This is a genomic window from Caulobacter sp. SRI_014 (assembly GCF_057586315.1).
The window spans coordinates 114,631-140,265 of record NZ_JBYCZQ010000008.1 but is presented as its reverse complement, the minus strand read 5'-3'; the positions used below and the strand labels follow the sequence as shown (position 1 = coordinate 140,265).

Genomic DNA, 25,635 nt, shown 5'->3' with positions numbered 1-25,635 from the left:
CAGCGCCCAAACAAAACGCCGCCCGGCGGACCGGGCGGCGTCCAGAACTCGGGCCGAAGGGCTGTATCAGCCCATGACGGCGTCGGTCATGACCACAGTCGCCACGGTGCGGCTGGAGGCGTCCATCTGGCGGCCCCGATAATACTTGCCTTTGATGGTCACCAGGCCGAGCGTCATCTTGCCGGCGTCCTTGGGGTAGACCCGGACCACGTCCGTCGGCCAGGCCGCATAGTTGGTCGTCTTGGGGTCGGTTTTCTGGGCCGTCGGCGCGATGGCGTAGATGTGGGTCGTGATGCGCTTCAGATAGCCGCGGATCGTCACGATCTCACCTTTGCCGGCAGTTTGGGCCTGAGCGGCCATCGGCACGGCGGCAATCGCGCCGGCGCCAGCGATAAATGCGCGTCTGTCCATCTGTAGGTCCCCAACCCAAACAATGCCTTCAAGGCAAACGGCAAATTAACAGGGTCCGCCGCACGTCGTCATGCGGAATCGTCCGGGGCGAACACTGGAAATCCCCTATTCACCCGAGGGTTGCGGTAAACTTCGAAAACGCAACTAAAGGCTGCCAAAGCCCAATTTGAATGCTTATCCAGCGTAGTCTTCAGCGGCTGACTGCGGCGTCGGCCGGCCCAGCAGGCCGGCGACCCAGGCGTTGACCTGCCCGTCAATGACCAGGTGGATCCGGTCTTCGGCCCCGCGGTTGTGAACGCTGTGGACCTGATTGAAGTCGGCGTACCAGACCTCGCCGGGACGCATGTCGAGCCGCTGGCCTGCGAGCCGGAATTCAACCTCCGGGCTGGAGATAATGGGGATGTGAAACCGGACCTGTCCGTCCTCGAACCCCAGGCCGCCGTCGGTGTGTTCGGTGATGTTGGCCCCGGCGGCCAGCTTGAGCAGCCGGATTGCCTGCAGCGGCATCGGGAAGGCGGCGATAACTGATCGGAAATAGGGGGTCCGGGCCAGGTTCGGGGTGTCGGCGAAGGCCTCGGCGGGCAAGGGGGCGGCGATGGTCCGCCGGGGATGGCCGCCTATCGAGCGCAGGGACAGGATGCTCCAGTCCCGGTCGTAGTCGGCCGTGTTGGGGTGCAGATACCAGGGCTCCGCCAGCAGGATTTCCAGATCCGCCTGCAGGCGGTCCGGGTCAAACCGCATCGGCAGGCGCAGTGCGCAGGGCGCCGGGTTCACGCCGGCCGCCAGTGCATCTCGATGTATTCCAGCGACTCGTCGATCGCCGCGAAGCCCAGGCGGCTGTACAGCCGCATCGAGGGATCGTTGGCGTTGCCGACCTTGAGGGCCATGAACAGCCCGTTCGCCTCCGCCTCGGCCATGAGATGGCGCATGATCGCCGTCCCCAGTCCCTGGCCGCGCAGCTCCGGCGCGATGGCCTGATCGACGATGTGGATGCGGTCGCCGGGGCGGTTGACCACGATGCGGCCGATGGGCTTGCCGTCCAGTTCGATGATGTCGAACCGGCCATCGGGAAACCGCGCCAGATAGGTCTGGGTCTGGGCCCAGAACTGATGGTTCATCACCTGGGTCAGTTGTTCGACCGGCAAGACCACCTGGTCCCATTCCGGCGGCCGCGACCGGACGAACAGGTTGAAGCGGAACGGCAGGTCGTCCCGGGTTTCGGGGCGCAGGGTCAGCCGGCCGTGCGGCCAGGGAATCAAGACGGTATCCGGGGAACTGGTCATGCCTTGCTCATCGACGCGCTACAGGGTTGCGGCCCCGGGACTTGCCGCCATAGTAGCGGCGCACACCACCGACGGAACCCTGCCTCGCCATGCTGACCCTTGAAGACTTCAAGCCCCATGTTCAGAAGACCTTCAAGGTGCGGGAGGGGCGCCATGTCTTCACCCTGTCGGCCATCGTCGAGCACACTGTGCTGGAGGCCGACCGGCCGAAGATCGTCCGGATGCCCTTTACCCTGATCTTCACCGGTCCGGCCGATGACGTGTTGCCGGACGGCCTTTACCTCCTGGATGTCGAAGGCGGCGAGGAGAGCTTCGAGCTGTACCTCATGCCGATCCAGACCCACCAGCGTGGGCAGCAGGACTATCAGGCCACGTTCAACTAGGGGGCAGGCAATCGCGGGGACAGTCAACCAGGAGTCAGGCCATCAGGACCTCTTGGCTGACACACAAAAAAGGCCGGGCGCCGCGCCCGGCCTTTCCATTGTGATGCCGCCCGATCAGTTCTGGCTGGGGAAGATTCCCTGCAGGGCGATGATGAAGTTCAGCGTCAGGTAAGGCATCATGTTGTTGTGCGGCTGGCTGCCGCCGACGCTGGTCAGCATGTCGGGGGCCATGGCCGTCAGGCCCGAGGGCTGGCCGTACATGTTGACCGTCTGGGTGTTGCCGCCCTGGGCGAAGACCGTGGCGCCGCCGAATTCCTTGCCCGTGGCGTCCTGCCCGTTCTCGTCGGCGGGGGCCGCGACGTTGATCGCCTGGCCGAAGTGGAGGTGGGTCGGCATCGTCTGCTGGGTGATGGTCACCGAGGTGGAGCCGGCGGCCTCGCCGAGGGTGAAGCTGGCGCCGAAGCCGACCGGCGTACGGCCCCGCAGGTTGGGCAGGGCGAAGGTGGTCTGGCCGTTGCCGCCGTAGGTCGTCCCGAGCAGGGCGAAAAGGGCCTGATTCGAGTTGATCGGCAGAAACTGGCCGTTGCAGAGCGCCCAACCCCTGGGCGGGAAGTTGAACGAGACGATCTTGATTTCAGACAGGAAGGGTTCGGACATCTGGGTCGCTCCGAAGAGGTCTGGTTGACGGCGGGCTCGGCCCGGCGAAGGGGGCTGGAGCCCCGCGAAATCAGGGGCGCTGCGGGAAGATGCCCTGCAAGGCGATGCAGAAGTTCAGCGTCAGGTACGGCTGCATGTTGTTGTGCGGCAGCGACCCGCCGGCCGGCGACAGCTGCTGGGCGTTCATGGTCTGTTGGGGACCCGCGTTGGTGGCGACAAAGGAGCCGGCCAGGCCGCCGCCGGTGCCGGCGTCCCACAGGCCCTTGGCCGGATAGGCGCCGGTCGGACTGGCGCTGCTGGCGTCCTGGCTGCTGGCCTGCATGGTGTGGGTGTGGAACGGCATCTCGCTGACCAGCAAGGTGACCGACTGTGAGCCCGACAGTTCGCCCAGGTCGCGCAACGACAGGCCTTGGCCCTGGCCAGGCTGCATCGGCGCATTGTCTTGCATGTCGGGCAGGGCGAAGGTCGACTTGCCGTCGCCGCCGTAGACGGTGCCCAGCAGCGAGAAGAGGGCGGTGTTCTGCGAGATCGGCATCAGTTGACCCGCGCAGAACGCCCAGCCGGTCGGCGGGAAGTTGAACGGGAAGATGCGGATCTCGGCGACGAATTGGTCAGACATGATGCTTGTCCCTAACGGTTCAGGAAGCGCCCGGCCCCGGGCAGCGGGCTGCTTCTTAGTTCTGGCTGGGGAAGACGCCGAACAGGGAGATGATGAAGTTGATGCACAGGAACGGCTGACAGTTCTCGTGCGGCTGGCTGCCGCCCTGCGGCGCGACGGACTGGGCCGCCATGTTCACCAGCGGGGTATCGACGCCGTACATCTTGACGCCCGACTGGGCGCTGGTCGCCGGGCCCATCAGGGCGCCGCCGGGAAACTGGCTGGAGCTGGCGTTGGTCGCAAGGACGGCGTGGGTATGGTTCGGAGTTTGCTGGACCGTCAGGGTTTCCTGTTCGGTGCCGGCCATCTCGCCGATCTGATAGGTGGTGCCGTCGGGGCCCGTGCCCATGTGGATCGGCACGCGGCTGGCCAGGTTCGGCAGGTTGAAGGTTTCCTGGCCGTCGCCGCCGTAGGTGGTGCCGATCAGCTGGAACAGCACCTCGTTCTCGGAGATGGGCAAGGTCTGCCCTTCGCAGAACATCCACCCGTTGGGGGCGAAGTTCCCTGCGAACATCCGGATTTCTCCAACGTAGGGTTGCGCCATGCCCCGCCTCCTTGTCGTCGACGGTCCACGACCGTGACGTTGCCAACACGTTGTTCAGGACAGGAGGGGCGTCACACGCTATTGGGCCGCGATCCCCCCATCGCCGTGGCCAACCTAGACCAACGCTCATCCGCTCACAATAGCGCAAAGACAGGTTGTACGAGCCGTTGCTAGTGGCCATGGGCTAGTACCCGAGGCGGGGAACCTGTGTTAGGCGACCTGGCGCCGATTCGCGGCCATTCGCCGTAGTGCAAGCGCCTTAAACGTCTTTACAATTTGCTAGCTATGGGGCTTCACTACCGCGCGAACGCACCAAACTCGCGTATTCCTTGTATTTCGTGCAGGGGGCGGATTTGGTGCTTCATTGTATTTGATCGGCCATCTGCGTAGCGGCGAACCGTCGCGGTAGAGGCCCAGGGCCGGTCATGACGCCGGCCCCTTTTGGGGGAACGAGAATGCCTGCTGCCGGCGACATCGCAATCATTGGCTACAACACAGCCCAGACCTCGGCTCCCGTGGGGGCGGCGCAGTCGCTGACCTTTGTCGTTCTGCGGCCGCTGCCGGCCGGAACGGTGATCTACTTCACCGACCGGACCTGGAACGGTACGTCCTTCTCGGGCAGCGGCACGGACGGGACGTTCAGCTACACGGTTCCCGGCGGCGGCCTTGCGGCGGGGGCCGTGATCACGCCGACGCTGACCGGCTTCGGGGGCAACGAATTCGCCAACTCCGGTGAAGCGATCTACGCCTACACCGGCACGGACGCCAACACCCCGACGACCTTCCTGTTCGCCATCGAGTTCGCCGACGGCAACTCCACCTTCAACGCCAGCCTGGTGAACACCGGCCTGACCGCCGGGGTCAACGCCGCGGCAATTCCGCTGGACATCGGCTCCTACCACGGCCCGACCAACGGCGGCGGCGCCGAGTATTTCATGCGCCAGATCTCCGACGCCCAGAACTGGGCCGGGGACGACATCGACGGCCAGCAGGCGCACCCGCATCCGTTCAACAGCCAGTTCCACGTTGCGCCCGACTTCCAGCTGTGGGTCACCGGCGCCAGCGGCGGCGACGGCCTGATCAAGGTCGATGGCGACGGCACGATCAGCGGCGGCAACCTCGGCCACAACATCAACCGCCTGTACACCGACTTCCAGTCGGGCGGTAACGACATGCTGTACCGGCCGGCCGACATCACCTTCGATACGGTGCACGGCAAGTTCTACATCGCCGACAGCGACCTGAACGGCCACAACCGCATCCTTCAGGGCAACATCGCCGACCTGTTCAATCCGGCGGCGGTCCCGACCCTGACGGTGCTGTTCAACAACACCGCCACCGACGCCACCGGCCGCATCGACCACATGGAGGTCGATCCGCAGACCGGCTCGGTCTACTTCACGCTCGGCAGTGGCTTCTGGAAGGTGTCGTCCGACACCCCCAACCAGGCCGGCACCCAGCTGGCCAACTTCGGCACCGGCTCGGGCAATCCGATCGGCACCGCCAACAACTTCTTCAACGACATGGTGATCAACTTCGCCACCGGCGATGTCTACTTCACCAGCACGCGCGTCCTGGCCAGCGCCGGCGGCGACTCGGTCCAGAAGAACTACCTCTACCGGATCAGCGGCCTCGACAATTCCGACGGCGCGGGTGCCTTCACCTTCGGCGGCGGCAACCTGACCGTCATGCCGTTCAGCCCGCAGGACAACGAAGTCGGCACCGGCACCAACAACCCCGGCGAGGCCTTCCCCAAGGAGTTCGGCACCCTCGACGGCCTGGCCATCGATACGGTCAACAACATCCTCTACTTCTCGACCGGCGAGGTTCTGCTCGATGACGACCAGAACAGCGGCACGGCGCCCATCTACCATCCGGGCGGCATCTACGCCTACGCCCTGACCGGCAACGCCGCCGGGACCTACAGTGTCGTCTGGCAACAGACCGCCGGCCAGGGTCCGCAAGGGATCCTCAGCGACCTGGAAATCGACGTCGTCACGGGCCGCTGGTACGTGCTCGACACCACCGGCACGTCGGGCATCGTCGCCAATGACGGCGAAGGCGTCTGGTCGGGCAATCTGAACGGCACGGGCACGCCCGTCCTGTTCTCGACCATCAACAACGAATCCGGGCTGGTCGGTATCGGGCTGCACCTCAACCGCGCCCCGACGATGACCACCAGCGCCAACGGTGGCCTGGGGACCACCGAAGCCTCCAACGGCCCGGCCTCGGGTACCTCGACGGCCATCGACTTCATCGACGCCCTCGACGTCACCGACTTCGAAAACGCCGACCAGACCGACCAGCTGGCCGGCGCGACCGTCTGGATCGCCACCAACCTGCAGTCCGGCGACCGGATCACCATCAACGGCACGACCTCGGGAACCAGCGGCGGCATCACCTGGGCCTACGACACCGCCACCGGCGTCATGAGCCTGACCGGCGTCTCGACCTTCGACGCCTATGAAACCCTGCTGCAGACCGCCCGCTTCACGGTCAGCGGCGACAACCCGACCTACTACGGCACGGCCAACGACCGGGTCCTGCGCTGGACGGTCAGCGACGGCATCCTGAACGCCGACGCCGGCACGGCGACCGTGACGGTCACCGGCATCAACGACGCGCCGGTCAATTCGGTGGGGACCGGCGGCACCGTCGCCGAAGACGTCGGCACCCTGGCCATCACCGGGATCTCCGTGTCGGACGTCGATGCCGATCCGGCCACCCAGGACATCACCGTCACCCTGACGGCCGAGTACGGTGTCCTGACGGTGCTGACCAACGTCACAGGCGGCCTGGTGGCCGGCGAGGTTTCCGGCAACGGCACCGCGACTGTCACCCTGACCGGCACCCAGAACCAGATCAACGCCGTCCTGGCGGCGGTCAACGGCCTGGTGCTGAGCAGCATCCCCGCCAACCTCAATGGCGGCATCGACATCACCGTCGTCACCAACGACGGTGGCTTCAACGGCAACGATCCTGGCGCGACCGGGACGGGAACCACCGAGCAGGACAGCGACGTCCGCGTCATCACCGTCACGGCGGTGAACGATGCCCCGACCGTGGCCGGCGACGGCACCGAAACGGCCGTCCAGGTCGTCGAGGATTCAAGCAGCAACAGCCTCACCCAGACCGTCTCGAGCCTGTTCTCGGGCCAGTTCTCCGACGCCACCGACGATCAGTCCGCCAACGGCGGCTCCAGCGCCAACAGCTTCGCCGGCGTCGCCGTCACGGTGAATGACTCCGCTGCCGGGACCGGCCAGTGGCAGTACTGGAACGGCGCCTCCTGGATCAACATCGGAGCCTCCAGCACCGCCTCGGCGACCACGCTGACCGCCGCCACGCCGATCCGCTTCGCCCCGGCGGCGAACTTCAACGGCCCGGCCCCCGCCCTGACTGTTGTGCTGGTCGACAACTCCGGCGGCGCTCTGACCAACGGCGCCCACCTCGACGTGACCACCCGCGGCGGCACCACCCCCTACAGCAGCGGCACGGTCGTGCTCAGCCAGCCGGACATCACGGCGGTCAACGACGCCCCGACGGTGATCAACGGCACGACGGCCACCCTGCTGGCGGTCAACGAGGATGTGACCAACCCGGCCGGCGACACGGTCTCCAACCTGTTCGGAAGCCACTTCTCCGACGCGGCGGACACCGTCTCAGGCGGCAGCTCCGCCAACAGCTTCGCCGGCATCATGATCGGCATCGACAACTCGAACGGCGCCCAGGGTCACTGGCAGGTGTTCACCGGCGGCAGCTGGTCCGACCTGCCGGCGCTGAGCCCGACCGACACCTACCTGATCTCGGCCAGCGACTCCCTGCGGTTCGTCCCGGCCGCCGACTACAACGGCACGCCGGGCACCCTGGTGGTTCTGCTGATCGACGACTCCGCCGGCCCGGTGGTCACCGGCACCCGCCTCGACTCGTCGTTGACGGGCTCGGGCGGTACGACCGTCTACTCCAACGCGACGGTGACCCTGAGCACCTCGGTCAACGCGGTGAACGACGCCCCGGACGTCAACGCCGACACCACCGCGACCTTCACCGAAGGCGCCGGGGCGATCGCCTTCGCGCCGAACTACAACGTCGCGGACGTCGACAGCGCCAACCTGACCGGCGCCACCATCTCCATTTCCGACTTCGTCGCCGGTGACCTGTTGGGCTTCACCAACCAGAACGGCATCTCGGGCGTCTACAACTCCGGCACCGGGGTTCTGACCCTGACCGGGTCCGCCTCGGTCGCCAACTACCAGGCGGCGATCCGCTCGATCACCTACGATCATGCCGGCGACGCCAACGTCGGCGGCACGGACAACAGCCGGACGGTCAATATCATCGTCACGGACGGCTCTGATCCGAGCGCCCAGACGGCCACGGTGATCACCATCGCCGACGGCGGCGGCGACGCCCAGGACGACGCCTTCACGACCACGGAATCGACCCCGATCGTCGCCGGCGATCTCTATGCCGACAACGGCTCGGGCGCGGACACCTCGGTGACCGACGTCACCGAGGTCAACGGAAACGCCATCACCTACGGCGTCCAGATCACCCTGCCGAGCGGCGCCCTGCTGACCGTCTACTCGGACGGCACGTTCGACTACGATCCGAACGGCGCCTTCGACGACCTGGTCGACGCCAGCGCCGGGGCCGGCAACAGCACCGACACCGACGTCTTCACCTACACCGTGGACGGCGGCGACGTGGCCACGGTGACCATCACCATCGACGGTGAGACCGACGCGGGCGACATCTACACCGGCACCGCCGGCGCCGACACCGTGACCGGCAGCGGCACGGGCAACACCATGAACCTCGGCGGTGGCAATGACACCGGAAACGGCCTTGGCGGCGGCGACGTCATCAACGGCGAAGCGGGCGACGACACCCTCAACGGTGGCGACCAGGCTGACAAGCTCAACGGCGGCGACGACAACGACCAGCTGAACGGCGAGGAGGGCAACGACATCCTCAACGGCGGCGCCGGTGCTGACGACCTCGTCGGCGGCAACGGCAACGATACGCTGGATGGCGGCACGGGCGCCGACGACATGAACGGCGGCGACGGCAGCGACATCTACTTCGTGGATGACGCCGGCGACACCATCACCGACAGCTCGGGCATCGACACCGTCAGGTCGATGGGGACCTACATCCTCGGCGCCGGCCTGGAACACCTGACCCTGCTGGGTTCGGGCGACTCCAACGGCACGGGCAACGGCTCCAACAACACCATCAACGGCAATGACGGGGTAAACATCCTCTCGGGGATGGATGGCGCCGACAAGCTCTACGGTTTTGGTGGCAAGGATGTCCTCAACGGCGGCGCCGGGGCTGACGTCATCGACGGCGGCGACTCTAATGACGTGGTCAACGGCGGGGCGGACAACGACACTGCCGCCGGCGGCAACGGCAACGACATCCTCAACGGGGATGACGGCAACGACCAGCTGGATGGTGGCGAAGGCGCCGACAAGCTGTTCGGCGGCGCCGGCATTGACAACCTGACGGGTGGCAACGGCAACGACTACATGTACGGCGGCGACGGCGTGGACACCATGACCGGCGGCAGCGGCAACGACTTCATGGATGGCGGCATCGGTCCCGACAAGATGTATGGCGGGGTCGGCAATGACGTCTACATCGTCAACGAATACAATGACTTCATCCTTGAGAATGCTGGCGAAGGTTATGACATCGTCCGAGCCTTCGCCTCCTACATCATGGGTGAGAATCTCGAGGCGCTTGAACTGCAGGCCGGCGCCGGCGACATCGCCGGCACGGGCAACAGCGGGGCCAACGCCATCACCGGCAACGAGGGCGTCAACGTCCTCGATGGCAAGGCCGGGGTCGACACCATCAAGGGCGGCGACGGCAACGACGTCATCTTCGGCGGCGTCGGCAACGACCTGCTGTACGGCCAGAACGGCTGGGACATCTTCGCGGTCCGTCAGGAAAGCGTCGGCCTGGCCACCCTGGAAACCGACCGGATCTTCGATCTCAGCTTCGCGGGCGGCGACCGGGTGGACCTGTCGGCCATCGACGCCAATGCCAACGTCATGGGCAACCAGGCCTTCCACTTCGCCACCGTGCTGACGACCTTCAGCGGTGTGGCCGGCGAAGCGACCCTGACCTACGATGCGGGGACGAACTCGACCTACCTGCGCCTCGACGTCAACGGCGACAAGAAGGCCGACTACTCGCTGCGTATCGACGGTGACCACTCGGGCACCAGCACGTCGATCATCGCCCCCGGGACCTTCCTGGACGGCACGGGCGGCTGGATCCTCTGATCTGAGCCCCTCAGGGCCTGAACTTTTGCAGCCGGCTCTGGTCTTCCAGGGCCGGCTGTTTCATGTCTGGCGGAAGGGAGAAGACTCATGGCCGGCAGTCAGGACTTCGCGGCGGACCCGCGCAACGAGACCGCCCGCGTCTGGCTGAACGGCGCCCTGGTCCGCAAGGAGGACGCCAAGGTCTCGATCTTCGACGCCGGCTTCGTGGTCGGCGACGGGGTCTGGGAGGGGCTGCGGCTGAACAGGGGCCGACTGGTCTTCCTCGACACCCATCTCGACCGGCTGTTCGCCGGCGCGGCCGCCATCGGTCTCGACATCGGCATGAGCCGGGCCGAGGTCATCGCCGCCCTCGACGAACTCCTGACCGCCAACGGCATGGAGGACGGCGTCCACCTGCGGCTGATGGTGACGCGTGGGCCGAAGTCGGCGGCCAACCAGGACCCCCGCAATGCGCTGGGCACACCCACCGTCGTCATCCTGGCCGAATGGAAGTCGCCGAGTCCGGCCATCGTCACCCGGGGCCTGAAGCTGGCCACCGTCTCGATCCGCTGCAGCCCGGCGGAGATGTTCGACATGCGGCTGAACTCCCACAGCCGGCTCAACCTGATCATCGCCCTGAACGAAGCCATCGCGCTCGGCGCCGACGAGGGGATCATGCTCGACCCCCACGGCTTCATCTCCAGCTGCAACGCCACCAACTTCTTCTGGGTCAAGGACGGCCAGGTCCGCACCTCGCGCGGCGACTATTGCTTCAACGGCGTCACCCGCGGAAATGTCATCCGCCTGTGCCGGGAGGGCGGCATCCCGCTCGAGCTGGGCGACTTCCCCGCCGACGATCCGAAGACCGCCGACGAAGCCTTCGTCACCGGCACCTTCGGTGGCCTGACCCCCGTGCGCGAGATCGACGGCGTCACCCTGCCTCTGACCCTTCCCGGCCCGGTGACGACGAAACTGAGGACGCTCTACGAGGCTCTCAAGGACGCGGAGGCGGTCCGGTGACCTTGCGCATCGCCATGTGGTCGGGGCCGCGCAACATCTCAACGGCGATGATGCGGTCCTTCGAGAACCGGCCCGACACCGTCGTCGTCGACGAGCCCTTCTACGCCGCCTACCTGGCCGCCACGGGGCTGGACCATCCGATGCGCGAGGAGGTGCTGGCTTCGCAATCGCAGGACTGGGCGAGCGTCGCCGCCGACATGGCGGGGGAGGCGGCGGCGCCGGTCTTCTACCAGAAGCACATGACTCACCACATGCTGCCCGGCGTCGACCTCGGCTGGACCGCCCATTGCGTCAACGCCTTCCTGATCCGCGATCCGGCCAAGGTCCTGGCCTCCTACGTCAAGAAGCGCGGCGAGGTCAGCCTGGCCGACATCGGCGTCGAGCGGCAGGGCGAGCTGTTCGACCGCGAGTGCGACCGGCTGGGTCGCGCGCCGCCCGTGGTCGAGGGCGCCGATGTCCTGGCCAACCCGGAACGCACCCTCACCGCCCTCTGCGCGGCGCTGGGCATTCCGTTCAGCGCGGCCATGCTGGCCTGGCCCGCCGGCCCCCGGGACAGCGACGGCGTCTGGGCCCCGGCCTGGTATGACGCGGTCGAGCGTTCGACCGGCTTTGGCCCGCCGCCCGTCGAGGAAGCGCAGGCCTTGCCCGATGACCTCGCCCGCATCGCTGACGCCGCCCGGCCCCTCTATGAGCGGCTGGCGGCGCACAAGCTTGTGGCCTGACGCCACGTCATCCCTTGGCGCCGGAACGGGGAGGGGCCAAGGTCCCGACTAACCAACGATAACCTATCCAGGGAAGAGACCGATGGAGCTGCTCAGCCAGACTGTCCAGGAGGCCCGTCCGGGTCCCGGCGCCCCGCTCGCCTATCCGGTCGTCGAGGGCATCGACCTCTGCAACCCCATGAATTTCGCCCACGGCCAGCCCTGGGCCGACTTCGCCCGCATGCGCGCGCAAGCCCCGGTCATGTGGCACGCCGAGCCGCGCGGGGGCCCCGGCTTCTGGGCGGTGACCCGCCACGCCGACATCATGACCGTCAACGGCGATCCGGAAACCTTCTCCAGCCAGCGCGGCGGCATCCTGATGGCCGTCGGCAAGCCTGAGCAGCGCCACGCGCTGCTGTTCCGCGCCTCGATGGACGCCATGATCAACATGGACCAGCCCTGGCACCTGCAGCTGCGCCGCGAGCACATGCCCTATTTCACCCCGGGCTACCTGCGCGAACTGCAGGTCAAGGTGAAAGCCGAGATCGGCCGTCTGCTGGACCAGATGGCCGGCAAGGGTGAGCTGGATTTCGTCGAGAACTTCTCCTCCCAGCTGCCGCTGTTCACGCTCTGCGAAATCCTCGGCGTGCCGCCGGAGGATCGGCCGAAGTTCCTGAAATGGATGCATTATCTGGAGCTGGCCCAGAACATGGCCACCGAGCAGGCCAACCTGGCCGCCGGCCCGACCCTGGAACTGATGCAGTTCATCCAGGACTTCAACACCAACGTCGAGGAGATGTTCGACTACGGCCGGCACATGCTGCACAAGCGCCGCCAGGATCCCCAGCCCGACCTGATGAGCGCCATCGCCCGCGCCCAGCTGGAGGGGGATTTCCTGTCCGACGAATACCTCGACGGCAGCTGGCTGCTGATCGTCTTCGCCGGCAATGACACGACGCGGAACACCCTGTCCGGTTCGGTGAAGCTGGTCACCGAACACCCCGATCAGCGGGCGAAGCTCCTCGCGGACGACAGCCTGCTGCCCAATGCCGTCAACGAGTTCATCCGCATGGTCAGCCCGGTGATCTACATGCGCCGCACGGCTACCCGCGACGCCGAGGTCGCCGGCCAGCGCATCCTCGAGGGCCAGAAGGTGATCATGTACTATGGCGCCGGCAACCGCGACGAGGCGGTGTTCGCGAACCCCGACGTCCTCGACGTCACCCGCGCCAACGCCGACAAGCACATCGCCTTCGGCTACGGCCCCCACGTCTGCATCGGCAAGCGGGTCGCCCAGCTGCAGCTCGAGGAAACCTGGCGCCAGCTGCTGGCCCGCTATCCCGACATCCGCTGGACCGGCGACATCGACATCGCCCCCAACAATTTCGTGCACGCCATCCGGCGTCTCGGCGTGGCGTTCAGCGGCTAGTCCTTGCCTTCCGTGAGGGAGGGCGGGTTCTATGCCGGCACATCAATAGAGGGAGCCGCTCGTGGCCTACGAAACCATCCAGTACGTCGTCGAGGACGGCATCGCGACCCTGACCCTGCATCGGCCGGAGCGGATGAATGCCTTCACCGCCCAGATGATGCTGGAGATGATCGAATGCTTCGACGAGATCGACGCCGATGACGCGGTCAAGGCGGTGATCGTCACCGGTTCGGGCCGCGCCTTCTGTGCCGGGGCGGATCTGGGCACCGGCGGTTCCACCTTCGACTACGCCTCGCGCAACGAGGACGCCCGCGAGAGCGGCAAGGTCGACAACATCTACCGCGACGGCGGCGGCCGCCTGACCCTGCGCATCTACGAATGCAAGAAGCCGGTGATCGCCGCCGTCAACGGCGCCGCCGTCGGCATCGGCCTGACCATGCAGCTGGCCATGGACATCCGCATGGCCTCGACGGAAGCCAAGTTCGGCTTCGTCTTCGCCCGCCGCGGCATCACGCCCGAAGCGGCTTCCAGCTGGTTCCTCCCGCGCCTGGTCGGCATGCAGCAGGCGCTGGAGTGGTGCTACACCGGCCGGGTCTTCCCCGCGCAGGAGGCCAAGGACGGCGGGCTGGTGCGCTCGCTGCATGCGCCCGAAGACCTGCTGCCGGCCGCCCGCGCCCTGGCCCGCGAGATCGCCGACAACACCGCCCCGGTGTCCATCGCCCTGACCCGCCAGCTTCTGTGGCGCAACGTCGGGGCGCCGCACCCGATGTACGCCCACCGGTCCGACAGCCGCGCCATCCAGTACCGGGGCGCGCAGGGCGACGCCAAGGAGGGGGTCACCTCCTTCCTCGAAAAGCGCACGCCCAACTATCCGGACAAGGTGTCGACCGATCTGCCCGACATCTGGCCGGACTGGGAAGAGCCCCAGTTCAAATAGAGCATTGCGCCCCGGTTTCCGTCGCGGAACCGTGACTCGTCAAAGTTAAGGACGAGGCGCAATCTTTCTCCCGCAGAGACCTCACAGAGTCTCGCGGGAGAGAATGCCATGATGGATCGCGTGTTGAGCTGGTCGTTCGGCCTGGCGCTCGCTGGGCTGTTGCTGGCCATGAGTTTTCAGAAGTTCTTCGGTCTTGATCCCAACCCCGTCTTCGGCCTGATCGCGGCCCGGTCGGGGATCGGTCTGTTCGAGCCCGGCCTGCGGTACTTCACCGCCGTGCTGGAGTTGATCGCGGCCGCTCTGGTGCTGTGGCCCGCCATGCGTCAACGGGGGGCCATGCTCGGCCTGTTCGTCGCCGCCGGCGCCATTGTCTTCCACCTGTCGCCCTGGCTGGGCTGGCAGGTTCCCAGGCCCGTCCCGCTGTCGCAGGCGCTGGCCCAGGGGATGACGGCCGCCCAGATCGACGCCCTGAACCTGCCGACGGACAAGGGCGCGATGTTCCTGCTGGCCGTGGCCATCGCGGCCCTCGCGGGCGTGAGCATCTTCATCGAGCGCAACAACCTGTTCACGGCCAGCCACCCGGCCTCCAAGCCGGAGCGGGCGAGTTTCGCTTAAGGCCGGCTGAGCGTCTCTCGAGGGCGGGGCGTTCGTCACCGGTAGTTAACGGCGTGGGCTTAAGCTCACGCCGGAACCGGAGTCCCGATGAGCGAGCCCGCCCCCATGCGCCCCCTTGAGGACGCCCCCGAACCCACGGGGGCGGCGGGCGCTCCTGCGCCTGGCGCCGCGCCCGCGCCGGCCCCGGTGGCCCGCTCCCGCGCCACCCTGCTCAAGCGCCTGGCCGACGTGGTCTGCCTGCCGGGCAGCCGGGTCAACGCCTTCGAACGGGCGATGACCTCCGACCTCCTGATCGAGATGCTGCGCGAGGCCGCGCCCGAGGAACGGGCCAAGGTCGCCCGCCGCCTGGCCAACATTGCCGATATTCCACCGGCCCTGGCCCGGATGCTGATGCGCGACAGCATCGACATCGCCGGCAACCTGCTTGAGCACAGCCAGCACCTGGGCGACGCCGACCTGATCGACTGCGTCCTCTACGCCGGCCCTGAGCATCGCCGCCAGATCGCCCTTCGCCGCGGGGTGGGGGAGGCGGTCGTCGACGCCCTGGTCCGCCGCTGTGAACAGCCGGTGCTGGAAGCCCTGCTGCGCAACGATCTGGCCCGCCTCAGCCATGGGGCGCTGGAAACCATCGTCGGCTGCACCCGCGACAATCCCCGGCTGATCTCCCTCTTGCTGCGGCGGCCCGAGCTGCGGCCCAGCCACGCCTACATCATGTTCTGGTGGGCCGACTCCGACTGTCGCCGCCTGATCCTGCAAAGGTTCGCCGTCAGCCGCGAGGTGCTGCAGGATGCCGTCGGCGACCTCTTCTCCATCGCCGCCGAGGAGGGCTGGCAGGATCCCCTGACCCGCAAGGCCCTGCAGTTCATCGAACGCCGCCAGCGCAACCGCGCCGCCATCGAGAAAAGCCCCTATGGCAGCCTCGACGAGGCCATCGCCGCCTCGCAGAGCGGCATGACCCGCGAGCTGGCCGAGGAAATCAGCTACCTCTCCGGCCTCAAGCCGATGACCGGCGCCAAGATCATGACCGATCCGGGCGGCGAGCCGATCGCCATCCTGTGCAAGGCCACCGGCCTGCCGCGGGGCGCCATCAAGGCCCTCTGGCGCGGCCTGCGCCGTCCGGAAACCGACGGGGCCGGCAACATCACCCCGGCGCTGGAACGGGTCCTGACCTGCTTCGACAGCCTGGCCGTCGACCGGGCCCAGACGGTGCTGCGATACTGGAACTGGGCCCTGTCCTCGGCCCTGACCCCCACCCTGATGAAGGCCATTCGCGAAGGCGATGATGGCGCCGTCGATGAATTCTCCGCCCCACAACGGGCAGCCATGCTCGCTTTGGGCCGTGATTTCGCGGGATAAGTGTCGGAAACCTCAGGTTTTGACCGTCAACTGACGACTATCCGCCGCCACACTGTCTACCGGTGAGCAACACTCTACTGTTGTTTCAAATATCGTGGTTGGGGTTGTCTTCATTGGCGACACGGCTTATGCAGCCATCAGCCGGGCGGCGCGCCCGGGCAAGAAACAACCCAACAATTCCCAAATGGAACCCCCGGCCATGGAAGATAAATCCGCCATCATCGAGATGACGACCGACATCGTTTCCGCTTACGTCGGCAACAACACCGTGTCGGCCACCGACATCCCGGCGCTTATCCAGTCGGTGCACAAGGCCCTGAGCGGCGTTGCCACGGGTGTCGAGACCGTCGAGGTCGCCCCCAAGGAGCCGGCGGTTCCGGTGAAGCGTTCGATCACCCCCGACTTCCTCGTCTGCCTGGAAGACGGCCGCAAGTTCAAGTCGCTGAAGCGCCATCTGCGCACCAAGTACGACATGAGCCCCGAAGAGTACCGGGCCAAGTGGGGTCTGGCCAAGGACTACCCCATGGTCGCGCCGAACTACGCCAAGGCCCGCTCGGACCTGGCCAAGCAGATGGGCCTGGGCCAGGGCGGCCGTCAGGCCAAGAAGCGCCGCTAAAGACTTACCGTCGACTCAGCTTCGACTCGCGGACGCCCGCCGGAGATTCCGGCGGGCGTTTTCGTTGATTCAAAAGTGGGCTGACAAACCGGGGTTCTCTTTTTGATTGACTCAAAAACAGAATCTTCTCCCGTGCGGCGAAATATCCCTTGCCTCCGATTCGTCGGTTAAGCGATAGTGAATCACAGGTGATTCAAAGGGTTGTTAAGGATTCTGTAGATGGTCGCGCAACTGGGCGCCTCGGCTCTTGCAGCCCGCGCTCACGAAGAGCTCCTGCGTTACTGGGCCTCTCAGCGCCGCTCTGGCCGTCTGCCGGCCCGGGCCGACATCTGCCCGGAGGCCTTCAAGCGCCTGCTCCCCACCGTCAGCCTGATCGACGTTGTCCGCCTCGAGGACGGCAGCGTCGACTACCGTCAGCGTCTGGCCGGCACCGGTCTCTACTCGGTCTACGGCCGCGAAATTACCGGCATGAAGCTGACCGACCTCTACAGCAGCACCGCCGCCGACTACTGGAAGAGCGAGCTCGACGCCGTGGTCGCCGACCGCAAGCCGAGGGTCGGTTCGCACAGCATGGCCTGGCGCGGCGCCTCCCACGTCTCGACCCTGTGGCTGCGCCTGCCGCTGGCCACCGACGGCAGCGAGGTCGACATGATCCTCGGCTATGACGCGGTCATTGGCCTGAAGGCCGAGCGGACGGCCTATTCGAGCGGTATTCGCGCCGCCTAGAGCGCGCCCGCCGCGTCCCGGCGAATTCTCTCCACCATCGAGGCCAGGCCGTTGGACCGCTGGGTCGACAGCGTGCCGTCCAGGCCCAGGCGCTTGAAGGCGGCCTTGGCGTCGAAGGCCAGGATGTCGGCGGGTGCGGCGCCGGAATAGAACTTCAGCAGGATGGCGATGAGGCCGCGCACGATGTGGGCGTCGGAGTCGCCCCGGAACTTGAGGACACCGCCGTCCTTCTCGGTGACCAGCCAGACCTGGCTGGCGCAGCCGCGCACCTTGTTGGCGTCGGAATGCTCGGCCTCGCTGAGGGGAGCGAGCTCCTTCCCAAGGTCGATGACGTACTGGATCTGCTCTTCCCAATCGCCGATCAGGTCGAAGTCCTCGGCAAGCGCGGCGAGTTCGGCGTCGATGGGGGAAGTCATGCCCGGGGATTAGACGCCGATCAGGCGGCGGGCAAGCTCAGCCGCGCGGTCAGGCCCTCGCCCCTGGCCGAGACAATGGTCAGCCGCCCGCCCATGGCCCCACTCAGGGCCTCAACGATCGGCAGGCCGAGGCCGGCGCCGTTGGCCTTGCGCGTCAGGGCGCATTGGCCCTGTTCGAAGGGTTTCAGCAGGCGCGGAATATCGGCCGGATCGATGCCCGGGCCGGTGTCGCTGATGACGATGTCGGTCATCCCGGCCCGGCTGTGGGCCGAAACGCTGACCACCCCGCCGGCCGGCGACCAGGTCACCGCGTTCTGCAGCAGGTTGAACAGCATGGTGCGCAGGCCGCGGCCATCGGCCAGGACCGAGGGCAGGGCGGTGTCGTCGGCGATGTCGATGGTGACCCCGGCCTCGCGCAGGTCTGGCGACAGCTGTTCCAGCGTGTCTTCCAGGGCGTGGTCCAGGGCCTCGGGGCCAAGCTGCATGTCGGCGGCATGGCCTTCCAGCCGGGCGATCTCAAGCACCTGGTTGACGATGGTCAGCAGCTTGTGGCCGCTGGCCCGGATGTGTTCGGCGTATTCCTTGTACTGCGGGGCGCCGAGCGGGCCATAGAGTTCGCAGGACAGGATCTCGGAAAAGCCGATCACCGCATTGAGCGGCGTGCGCAGCTCGTGGCTGACCATACGCAGGAAGGATTTCTTCTGCTCGTCGAAGATCGCCCGGCGCTCGGCGGCCAGGTCCTCTGGCGAGGGGGCCGGCGGCTCGAAGGGGACAACGGTCTGCAGCGCCGCGCGGGTCATTCTGGCCTTTCGCGCCGCGCTTCTGAGCGGCCTCCATGCGGTTGTGCCAGTCGGCGCTTACGAATCCGTTTCTTTGGAGTGCCGTTGCGCGCCTGGCGCGCCAGTCGGGGCCCCTATCCACAGCCATCCCCGCTTGATCCGTCGCCCGCCGATTGTGCGCGCTTCTGCTGACGGCCCCGGACGGGTAATGTCTTAACGACCACCAGTGGGGCAGGGACGCCAAGCTCAGGCCGTTGACCGACGATCCGAACGATCACGTAGCCGACGCCGAGACCGAGGCGCGCAAGCCCGCGCGCCCCGATCCCTTGCTCCTGCTCGCCCTGTCGGCCGCCGCCGGCGTGCTGGGCGCTCTGCTGTCGGGCGGGGTCGGCGGGCCTCTGGGCGTGCTTTGCCTCAGTCCCCTGGCTATAGCTTTAGTTATGGGGCGCGACCGGCTGACCGCCGCCGGGGCTCTGTTGTCTATCGCGGCGGCCGCCGTCGCCGCGCTCGGCCAGCTGCTGGGCGTGTCGCTCCAGGCGCCCAGCCCGCCGGTGGCCATGGCGCTTGGCCTGCTTGGCATGGCGGTCATCGTCCTGACCCTGGGCTCGGGCCTGCTGCTGTCGCGCCGCCGCAGCCGCGAGATCGAAGGACGCCAGGACAGCGAGGCCCAGCGGCTGACCGGCCTGCTGTCGGGGCAGCCGCACCTGCTGGTTGCCCTCTATCCGCATGGCAAGGTCCGCGCCCTCTATGGCCGCGCGCCCGAGGGCATCGACACCGACGCCCTGGTGCAGCTGGGCCTGCCGGCGCTGGCGGCGCAGCGCGAGCCGGTCGCCGCCGCCCTGAAGGCCGCCGCCACCGAGGGCAAGGCCGAGGTCGCCTTCGCCCCGGTCGCCGCCCAGGACCGCTGGGTCGCCGTCTCCTTCCGCCGGGCCGAGGACGACATGATCCTGGCCCTGGTCCGCGACGCCACCACCGACCGCGCCCGCGAGGCGGCCCTGGAACAGGCCAAGACGGACGCCGAAACCCTGGCCAGCGGCAAGTCGCGCTTCCTGGCCAACATGAGCCACGAGCTGCGCACGCCGCTCAACGCCATCATGGGCTTTTCCGACATCATGCACTCGCGGCTGTTCGGGCCGATGCCCGACAAGTACGGCGAATACAGCGGGCTCATCCTGGAAGCGGGCAGCCACCTGCTCGACCTGATCAACGACGTCCTCGACATGTCGAAGATCGAGGCCGACCGCTTCGAGCTGTCGCGCGAACCCTTTGACGCCCGCGAGGCGGTGTCGGCGGCCCTTCGCCTGATGCGGCTGCAGGCCGATGGGGCCGGGGTCCAGCTGCGCGGCATGCTGCCGACCCAGCCGCTGGAGATCGACGCCGATCGGCGGGCGCTCAAGCAGATCGTGCTGAACCTGGTGTCGAACGCGTTGAAGTTCACGCCCAAGGGCGGGGCGATCACCGTGACGGCGCACGGTTTCGAAGGCTTCTTCGAGCTGGTCGTGGCCGACACCGGCGTCGGCATCGGGGCCGACGATCTGGAGCGCCTGGGCCGGCCCTACGAACAGGCGGGCGACAGCGACCGGCGGGCCATGGGCACGGGTCTTGGCCTGTCGCTGGTGAGGTCCTTCGCCGAACTGCATGGCGGCGAGATGGGCATCGAAAGCACACTCGGCGAAGGCACCACGGTGACCATCCGCCTGCCGGTGCTGTTGCCGCCGGTGCAACCCGCCGAGCCGGCGGGGGACAATGTGGTGGCGTTCAACCCGGTGCGGTAACTACCGCGCGCCCGCCGCCAGGAACGCTCTGCCCGCCGCGAAGTCGCCGACCTCGACATGGGCCTGCCGCACGACGTCGCCACGCGGACCGGCGAAGACGAACTCCACCACAACCGCCTCGCGCGGGTCGAGGCCGGCCAGCGCCGCCTGGGCGGCCGGCGAGAAGCGGAAAGCCCAGCCGGACTTGGCGCCCTCGGGCAGCAGCATGGGGCCGGCGGACCCGCGGCTCTCGGCGGTGAACACCCGCGAGGTCGAACGCGGCGAGGTGCGGGCGACGAGAGTCAGCTTGCCGCCCTTGCCGCGCGCGCGGGTGTCCAGATAGGGGCCGCTGGTGCGGGTGACGTCGCGCATGACCAGGCGGGCCGCATAGGGGGTGGCGTTGTCGGCGAAGACGGCGACGGCCGTCAGCTGCGGCCCGCCATACTGGCCGGCCAGGCCGAAGCGCAGCTTGTCCCAACCGAAGTTGCTGGTCTGGGCCAGCTTCCAGCGTTCACCGGCCTTGGAGACCGAGCGGTCGGCGCTCCAGCCGGCGACCTCGCCGGGATAGTCCATGCGAGCCAGCTTGGAGTAGCCGGCGAAGGCCCCGCGCACCCGGCCCGCGGCCGTGGCGATGTCGGGCGAGCGGCAGTCAACGGCCTTGGCCTTGCGCCAGGCCCGGCCCTCGGTTTCGGCCAGGGTTTCCTTGGCGGCGCCGGCCCGCAGGGCGGCGCCGCGCGCCTGCAGCCGCGAGGCGTCGAGCGCGGCCTTGATCTGCGGCGTGAACAGCGCGCAGCGCTGGTCGGCCGCGGTCATCACGGTTCGCTCGTACAGCAGGTCCAGGGCGCCCCCGGCGGCATGCGCGGGCTTGGCCGTCGCCACCAGGGCGACACAGACCAGACCGACCGACCACCAGGCGGCCCGACCCGCGATCTGCTCACGCAGGCTCGTCATCGGTCCGCATTTCTCTATTCTTGCCAAGTCTTCGCTTGGAATTGGCACCGTAACGGCGGTTGCCCTACCATCCGGTTAGCGCCCGGTGTTTTTGAAAGACCTATTGTGCTGCTTTCCACAGATATCTGGGTCGCCGCCCTGATCCGCAGGGCCGAGCTCGGCGGCGCGTTCGCCGTGGTGGCCCGCAAGGGTGACGCGCGGGCCGGATCCGTGCTGGTCAAGGCGGTGAACCGTGGCGAGGGCGGGGCGCGGCTCTACAGCGAGGCGACACGCGGCGACGGCGAACGGTTCTGGATGCAGCCGGTGGCCAGCACGGTCGAGAGCGACCTCGACGCCTACATCAGCCGCACGGCGAAGATCGACCCGGACATCTGGGTGGTCGAGATCGAGGACCGCGAGGGCCGCCACTTCCTGACCGAGCCGGTTGAGACGCGTTAACCGCGTTCCTTGACGGTCCTGAAAGCCACGCCGGTGCATTCATATCTGCCCCCAGAATGAGTGCGCCATGCTTTTCCTGCTCAACGACGTGGTTCTGAACCTTGCGCCGACGGAGATGGCTCCGCCGGTCGCCGCACCGCGCTTCAAGACCTTGAGCATGGCCTTCGTCGAAAAGCTGGGCCGCGAGCTGTTCGCCGAAGAGCCGCTTCTGCACCGGTTTCACCCCGAACGCGCGCGGCGGCTGGCCAGCCTGATCCTGCTCAAGCAGCCGGAGATCAACGCCGCCCTGTTCGTCGCCCCGGCCCGGGGCTGCAAGGACGACCTGGTGGCCGTGCGTTACGCCCAGATCAGCTTCGAGGTCATGGGACTGCTCTACGAGCGCCAGCAGCATGGCGCCCTGACCACGGTCGAGGCCGATCGTCAGGTTTGGCGCCGCCTCGCCGCCTGATTTTCTGGACGCTACGCCCAGGCTTTGCTTAGCTTCTTCCGGGTGAGTACCGGGGGTTTTCAATGATGTCGCGTATTCTGACGGCCTTGGCCGCTGTCGTCGTGCTGGCGCTCGCCGCCAGCCCGGCTGACGCCAAGTGGATTCGGGCCGAGAGCCCCCGCTTCATTGTCTACAGCGATGGCGACGAGACGGTGCTGCGCACCTATGTCGCCGACCTCGAGATCTTCGACGACCTGCTGCGGTTCCGGCACGGCATGCCGACCGGCGGGCTGCCGCCGCGCAAGCTGGAGATCTACCTGGTCGCCAACTCGCCCAGCCTGCGGCGGGCCTCGCCCGGCATGGGCGACGGCATCGGCGGCTATTACTCGGCCAGCATGGGCGACATCTACGCCGTCGCCATCCGCAGCCGGGGCGACAACAACGTCATCCAGCACGAGTACGTGCACCATTTCATGCACCAGTACTTCGCCAACGCCTATCCGGCCTGGCTGGTCGAGGGCTACGCCGAGTATTTCGATACCGCCAAGGTCGGCAAGACCCAGGTCGAGGTCGGCAAGTGGAGCGAGGGCCGGGTGCTCGAGCTCGAGTATCTGAAGTGGGCGCCGATGGACGACCTGCTCAGCAAGCGGTTCTGGGAACTGCCCAAGGAGACGCAGGGCGGCTTCTACGGCCAGTCCTGGCTTCTGACCCACTACATGATGAGCGATCCCGGCCGGTACGAGAAGTTCCTGGCCTATATGAAGCAGGTTTCGGGGGGCGCCGATCCGGCCAGGACCATGTACCAGATCCTCGGTACCGACGGCCCGGGCCTGGAGCGTATCCTGCGCGCCTATCTGAAAAGCGGGCTGAAATACACCAACTACACCCGAAGCGGCTTTGCCCCGCCGGTGATCACCGTCACCACCCTGTCGCCGTCCGCCGATGATCTGCTGCTGGAAAACCAGCGGCTGAAGACGGCTCACCGCGAGGAGGAGGACAGCGACAAGTTTCTCGCCCTGTTGCGCGAGCGGGCGGCCAAGTATCCGGGCGACCGGCTGGCCACCCTGGTCCTGGCCCGGGCCGAATTCCGGCTGGGCGACTTCGCCAAGGGCAAGGCGCTGATCGACGCCTGGCTGGAGGCCAACCCCAAGGACCCCGAGGCCCTGCGGTTGATCGGCATGGCGATGATCGACCAGGCGCATGACGACGGGGTGTCGGGCCAGGCGTTGGTCGACGCCTACAAGGGGGGCAGCAAGTTCCTGGCGCGCTCGTTCGCGGCCGACAAGACCAACTACCAGACCCTCTACTACTTCGCTCTGGCCCAGCAGACCGATGCCGGCTACCCGAGCGAGAACACCCTGCAGGTTCTGGACATCGCCTTTAACCTGGCGCCCCAGGTCGACCAGGTGCGGCTGCTCTACGCCCAGGCCCTGGTGCGCAAGAAGGAGTATGACGAGGCCATCGTCATCCTCGGCCCCGTGGCCAACAACCCGCACGGCGGCGGCGCGGCCAGCGCGGCCCAGGACATGCTGCGGCGGATCAAGGCCAACCGGTGAGGTGACAAGCGGGCCGCCGCCCGCTACAGCCCCGCCCATGTCCAATACCCCCGCCGCCGAGGCCGCGCGCCGGCGCACCTTCGCCATCATCAGCCATCCTGACGCCGGCAAGACCACCCTGACCGAGAACCTGCTGCTGGCCGGCGGGGCGATCCGGGCGGCCGGCGCCGTGCGCGCCCGTGGCGAGAACCGCCGCACCCGGTCCGACTGGATGAAGATCGAGCGCGAGCGCGGCATCTCCGTCTCGGCCAGCGTCATGACCTTCGACCACGATGGTCTGATGTTCAACCTGCTGGACACCCCCGGGCACGAGGACTTCTCGGAGGATACCTACCGCACCCTGACCGCCGCCGACGCCGCCGTCATGGTGCTGGACGCCGCCAAGGGCATCGAGCCCCAGACGCTGAAGCTGTTCGAAGTCTGCCGCCTGCGCGACATCCCCATCGTCACCTTCATCAACAAGATGGACCGCGAGGCCCAGGACCCCTTCGAACTGCTCGACGAGATCGCCAGCAAGCTGCAGCTCGATCCCGCGCCGCTCTACTGGCCGGCCGGTTCGGGCGGGCGGTTCAAGGGCATGATTGACCTGCGGGCGCAGAAGTTCATCCCCTACAACCGCAACCGCGAAGAGGGCCACGATCCGGCCGTGCCGATGGGCGGTAATGCGGTGGACTCCTACCTCGACCCCGCCGAGCGGGAAGAGGCCGAGGAAGGCGCCATGCTGGTGCAGGAGGCCTCCAAGCCATTCGATGCCCAGTCCTTCCTCGAAGGCCACATGACGCCGGTGATTTTCGGCTCGGCTCTGCGCCACTTCGGCGTCGACGAGCTGCTGGCCACGCTCGGCGCCTTCGCCCCGCCGCCCAAGGCCGTGAAGGCCGAGAAGGCCGGCCAGGCCATGGAGGTCGAGCCGGGCGACACGGAAGTCTCCGGCTTCGTCTTCAAGGTCCAGGCCAACATGGACCCCAACCACCGCGACCGCATCGCCTTCTTCCGCCTGACCAGCGGCAAGTTCCAGCGGGGCATGAAGCTGAAGAGCGCCCCTCTCGGAAAGGGCGGGACAGGCAAGCAGATGAGCGTCAACGCGCCCATCATGTTCTTCGCCTCCGACCGCGAGCTGGCCGAGGAGGCCTTCGCCGGCGACGTCATCGGCATTCCCAATCACGGCGTGCTGCGGGTCGGCGACAGCCTGTCGGAAACCGGGACCCTGCGCTTCGCCGGCCTGCCCAACTTCGCCCCGGAAATCCTCCGTCGCGTGCGTGTCAAGGATCCGCTGAAGGCCAAGCACCTGAAGAAGGCGCTGGAAGGCCTGGCCGAGGAGGGTGTCACCCAGCTGTTCCGGCCGGAGCTCGGTTCGGACTTCATCGTCGGCGCCGTCGGCCAGCTGCAGTTCGAGGTCATGGCCGACCGGCTGGGCAATGAGTACGCCCTGGACGTCATCTTCGAGGCCTCGCCCTATGCCGAGGCCCGTTGGCTGGGCGGGACCGACGCCGACATCGAGAATTTCCGCTCGACCCACCGCACGGCCATGGCCAGCGACATCGACAATTCGCCGGTGTTCCTGGGCAAGACGGCCTGGGAGATCAACTACGTCGCCGAGCGCTATCCGAAGGTCAGCTTCCAGCGCACCCGCGAGCGGGGCTGACGCCAGCCCCCCTTTGTCGGGTATCCGATTGACGCCGTCTCCTGCTATCCCGTTCATAGGGCAG

The 25,635-nt window shown here is 67.2% G+C and carries 24 protein-coding genes; 15 read left to right on the top strand and 9 right to left on the bottom strand.

Annotated features, from left to right (window positions below; all coding sequences use genetic code 11):
* Positions 1-66: 66 nt before the first annotated feature.
* The 3 genes from AC2YG9_RS17200 to AC2YG9_RS17190 form a co-directional block, all read right to left on the bottom strand.
* A complete protein-coding gene (locus AC2YG9_RS17200; RefSeq protein ID WP_487299211.1) occupies positions 67-411 on the bottom strand; it encodes a hypothetical protein in 345 nt (114 codons plus the stop codon).
* A gap of 174 nt (positions 412-585) precedes the next feature.
* A complete protein-coding gene (locus AC2YG9_RS17195) occupies positions 586-1,185 on the bottom strand; it encodes an aspartyl/asparaginyl beta-hydroxylase domain-containing protein (protein ID WP_487299210.1) in 600 nt (199 codons plus the stop codon).
* On the bottom strand, positions 1,182-1,694 hold the full coding sequence (locus tag AC2YG9_RS17190) for a GNAT family N-acetyltransferase (RefSeq protein ID WP_487299209.1): 513 nt from the start codon (positions 1,692-1,694) through the stop codon (positions 1,182-1,184). The genes AC2YG9_RS17195 and AC2YG9_RS17190 overlap by 4 nt, the downstream gene beginning before the upstream one ends.
* A gap of 89 nt (positions 1,695-1,783) precedes the next feature.
* Here AC2YG9_RS17190 and AC2YG9_RS17185 point away from each other — a divergent pair, with 89 nt between their 5' ends.
* Entirely contained in the window at positions 1,784-2,077 is a 294-nt protein-coding gene (locus AC2YG9_RS17185) for a DUF6916 family protein (protein WP_487299208.1), read from the top strand.
* Between the two features lie 114 nt (positions 2,078-2,191).
* On the opposite strand, the gene AC2YG9_RS17180 is transcribed toward AC2YG9_RS17185, so the two are convergent.
* The 3 genes from AC2YG9_RS17180 to AC2YG9_RS17170 all read right to left on the bottom strand — a co-directional run bounded on the left by AC2YG9_RS17180 (position 2,192) and on the right by AC2YG9_RS17170 (position 3,936).
* Positions 2,192-2,734, bottom strand: a complete 543-nt coding sequence (locus AC2YG9_RS17180) for a phage tail protein (RefSeq protein WP_487299207.1) — start codon at positions 2,732-2,734, stop codon at positions 2,192-2,194.
* A 70-nt stretch (positions 2,735-2,804) separates the two neighbouring features.
* Positions 2,805-3,353 carry a phage tail protein gene (locus AC2YG9_RS17175; RefSeq protein ID WP_487299206.1) on the bottom strand — a complete coding sequence of 183 codons (549 nt, stop codon included), beginning with the start codon at positions 3,351-3,353 and terminating at the stop codon, positions 2,805-2,807.
* 55 nt (positions 3,354-3,408) lie between these two features.
* The gene (locus AC2YG9_RS17170) at positions 3,409-3,936 is read right to left on the bottom strand and encodes a phage tail protein (RefSeq protein WP_487299205.1); all 528 of its coding nucleotides are present in this window, start codon (positions 3,934-3,936) and stop codon (positions 3,409-3,411) included.
* Between the two features lie 455 nt (positions 3,937-4,391).
* On the opposite strand from AC2YG9_RS17170, the gene AC2YG9_RS17165 reads away from it, so the two are divergent.
* From AC2YG9_RS17165 to mopJ, 9 genes are all read left to right on the top strand, one after another.
* A complete protein-coding gene (locus AC2YG9_RS17165) occupies positions 4,392-10,229 on the top strand; it encodes a beta strand repeat-containing protein (protein ID WP_487299204.1) in 5,838 nt (1,945 codons plus the stop codon).
* An 87-nt stretch (positions 10,230-10,316) separates the two neighbouring features.
* A complete protein-coding gene (locus AC2YG9_RS17160) occupies positions 10,317-11,228 on the top strand; it encodes an aminotransferase class IV (RefSeq protein ID WP_487299203.1) in 912 nt (303 codons plus the stop codon).
* A complete protein-coding gene (locus tag AC2YG9_RS17155; protein WP_487299202.1) occupies positions 11,225-11,950 on the top strand; it encodes a sulfotransferase-like domain-containing protein in 726 nt (241 codons plus the stop codon). Before AC2YG9_RS17160 ends, AC2YG9_RS17155 begins: the two co-directional genes overlap by 4 nt.
* 82 nt (positions 11,951-12,032) lie before the next feature.
* Positions 12,033-13,358, top strand: a complete 1,326-nt coding sequence (locus AC2YG9_RS17150; protein ID WP_487299201.1) for a cytochrome P450 — start codon at positions 12,033-12,035, stop codon at positions 13,356-13,358.
* A 61-nt stretch (positions 13,359-13,419) separates the two neighbouring features.
* On the top strand, positions 13,420-14,295 hold the full coding sequence (locus AC2YG9_RS17145; protein ID WP_487299200.1) for a crotonase/enoyl-CoA hydratase family protein: 876 nt from the start codon (positions 13,420-13,422) through the stop codon (positions 14,293-14,295).
* Between the two features lie 108 nt (positions 14,296-14,403).
* Entirely contained in the window at positions 14,404-14,910 is a 507-nt protein-coding gene (locus AC2YG9_RS17140) for a hypothetical protein (RefSeq protein WP_487299199.1), read from the top strand.
* Between the two features lie 87 nt (positions 14,911-14,997).
* The gene (locus AC2YG9_RS17135) at positions 14,998-16,266 is read left to right on the top strand and encodes a DUF2336 domain-containing protein (protein WP_487299198.1); all 1,269 of its coding nucleotides are present in this window, start codon (positions 14,998-15,000) and stop codon (positions 16,264-16,266) included.
* 199 nt (positions 16,267-16,465) lie between these two features.
* Positions 16,466-16,882 (top strand): Ros/MucR family transcriptional regulator, encoded by a 417-nt coding sequence (locus tag AC2YG9_RS17130; RefSeq protein WP_487299197.1) that lies wholly within the window; start codon positions 16,466-16,468, stop codon positions 16,880-16,882.
* A 219-nt stretch (positions 16,883-17,101) separates the two neighbouring features.
* Entirely contained in the window at positions 17,102-17,608 is a 507-nt protein-coding gene (gene mopJ, locus AC2YG9_RS17125; RefSeq protein WP_487299196.1) for a motility/cell cycle regulatory protein MopJ, read from the top strand.
* Here the strand turns inward: mopJ and AC2YG9_RS17120 are convergent.
* Entirely contained in the window at positions 17,605-18,024 is a 420-nt protein-coding gene (locus AC2YG9_RS17120) for a SufE family protein (protein WP_487299195.1), read from the bottom strand. The genes mopJ and AC2YG9_RS17120 overlap by 4 nt on opposite strands.
* 20 nt (positions 18,025-18,044) lie before the next feature.
* Positions 18,045-18,824, bottom strand: coding sequence for a sensor histidine kinase (locus tag AC2YG9_RS17115; protein WP_487299194.1), 780 nt, complete (start codon positions 18,822-18,824; stop codon positions 18,045-18,047).
* A 233-nt stretch (positions 18,825-19,057) separates the two neighbouring features.
* Between AC2YG9_RS17115 and AC2YG9_RS17110 the strand changes: the two genes are divergently transcribed.
* On the top strand, positions 19,058-20,578 hold the full coding sequence (locus AC2YG9_RS17110) for a sensor histidine kinase (RefSeq protein ID WP_487299193.1): 1,521 nt from the start codon (positions 19,058-19,060) through the stop codon (positions 20,576-20,578).
* Here the strand turns inward: AC2YG9_RS17110 and AC2YG9_RS17105 are convergent, their stop codons facing one another.
* Positions 20,579-21,508, bottom strand: a complete 930-nt coding sequence (locus tag AC2YG9_RS17105) for a hypothetical protein (protein ID WP_487299192.1) — start codon at positions 21,506-21,508, stop codon at positions 20,579-20,581. It abuts the gene before it with no gap.
* Between the two features lie 105 nt (positions 21,509-21,613).
* Here AC2YG9_RS17105 and AC2YG9_RS17100 point away from each other — a divergent pair, with 105 nt between their 5' ends.
* From AC2YG9_RS17100 to AC2YG9_RS17085, 4 genes are all read left to right on the top strand, one after another.
* Positions 21,614-21,946: a DUF1491 family protein gene (locus tag AC2YG9_RS17100; RefSeq protein WP_487299191.1), complete on the top strand. Its 333-nt coding sequence runs from the start codon at positions 21,614-21,616 to the stop codon at positions 21,944-21,946.
* A gap of 67 nt (positions 21,947-22,013) precedes the next feature.
* Complete coding sequence (locus AC2YG9_RS17095; protein WP_487299190.1) at positions 22,014-22,394, top strand: hypothetical protein; 381 nt, start codon at positions 22,014-22,016, stop codon at positions 22,392-22,394.
* Positions 22,395-22,456: 62 nt separating this feature from the next.
* Positions 22,457-23,929, top strand: coding sequence for a tetratricopeptide repeat protein (locus AC2YG9_RS17090; protein ID WP_487299189.1), 1,473 nt, complete (start codon positions 22,457-22,459; stop codon positions 23,927-23,929).
* Between the two features lie 37 nt (positions 23,930-23,966).
* Positions 23,967-25,571 (top strand): peptide chain release factor 3, encoded by a 1,605-nt coding sequence (locus tag AC2YG9_RS17085; protein ID WP_487299188.1) that lies wholly within the window; start codon positions 23,967-23,969, stop codon positions 25,569-25,571.
* The last annotated feature ends 64 nt before the right edge of the window (positions 25,572-25,635 follow it).

Coding starts and splice junctions, on each gene's coding strand:
- AC2YG9_RS17200 (WP_487299211.1), bottom strand. CDS start 411: ATGGACAGACGCGCATTTATCGCTGGCGCCGGCGCGATTGCCGCCGTG.
- AC2YG9_RS17190 (WP_487299209.1), bottom strand. CDS start 1,694: ATGACCAGTTCCCCGGATACCGTCTTGATTCCCTGGCCGCACGGCCGG.
- AC2YG9_RS17185 (WP_487299208.1), top strand. CDS start 1,784: ATGCTGACCCTTGAAGACTTCAAGCCCCATGTTCAGAAGACCTTCAAG.
- AC2YG9_RS17180 (WP_487299207.1), bottom strand. CDS start 2,734: ATGTCCGAACCCTTCCTGTCTGAAATCAAGATCGTCTCGTTCAACTTC.
- AC2YG9_RS17175 (WP_487299206.1), bottom strand. CDS start 3,353: ATGTCTGACCAATTCGTCGCCGAGATCCGCATCTTCCCGTTCAACTTC.
- AC2YG9_RS17170 (WP_487299205.1), bottom strand. CDS start 3,936: ATGGCGCAACCCTACGTTGGAGAAATCCGGATGTTCGCAGGGAACTTC.
- AC2YG9_RS17165 (WP_487299204.1), top strand. CDS start 4,392: ATGCCTGCTGCCGGCGACATCGCAATCATTGGCTACAACACAGCCCAG.
- AC2YG9_RS17160 (WP_487299203.1), top strand. CDS start 10,317: ATGGCCGGCAGTCAGGACTTCGCGGCGGACCCGCGCAACGAGACCGCC.
- AC2YG9_RS17150 (WP_487299201.1), top strand. CDS start 12,033: ATGGAGCTGCTCAGCCAGACTGTCCAGGAGGCCCGTCCGGGTCCCGGC.
- AC2YG9_RS17140 (WP_487299199.1), top strand. CDS start 14,404: ATGATGGATCGCGTGTTGAGCTGGTCGTTCGGCCTGGCGCTCGCTGGG.
- AC2YG9_RS17135 (WP_487299198.1), top strand. CDS start 14,998: ATGAGCGAGCCCGCCCCCATGCGCCCCCTTGAGGACGCCCCCGAACCC.
- AC2YG9_RS17130 (WP_487299197.1), top strand. CDS start 16,466: ATGGAAGATAAATCCGCCATCATCGAGATGACGACCGACATCGTTTCC.
- mopJ (WP_487299196.1), top strand. CDS start 17,102: ATGGTCGCGCAACTGGGCGCCTCGGCTCTTGCAGCCCGCGCTCACGAA.
- AC2YG9_RS17120 (WP_487299195.1), bottom strand. CDS start 18,024: ATGACTTCCCCCATCGACGCCGAACTCGCCGCGCTTGCCGAGGACTTC.
- AC2YG9_RS17115 (WP_487299194.1), bottom strand. CDS start 18,824: ATGACCCGCGCGGCGCTGCAGACCGTTGTCCCCTTCGAGCCGCCGGCC.
- AC2YG9_RS17105 (WP_487299192.1), bottom strand. CDS start 21,508: ATGACGAGCCTGCGTGAGCAGATCGCGGGTCGGGCCGCCTGGTGGTCG.
- AC2YG9_RS17095 (WP_487299190.1), top strand. CDS start 22,014: ATGCTTTTCCTGCTCAACGACGTGGTTCTGAACCTTGCGCCGACGGAG.
- AC2YG9_RS17090 (WP_487299189.1), top strand. CDS start 22,457: ATGATGTCGCGTATTCTGACGGCCTTGGCCGCTGTCGTCGTGCTGGCG.
- AC2YG9_RS17085 (WP_487299188.1), top strand. CDS start 23,967: ATGTCCAATACCCCCGCCGCCGAGGCCGCGCGCCGGCGCACCTTCGCC.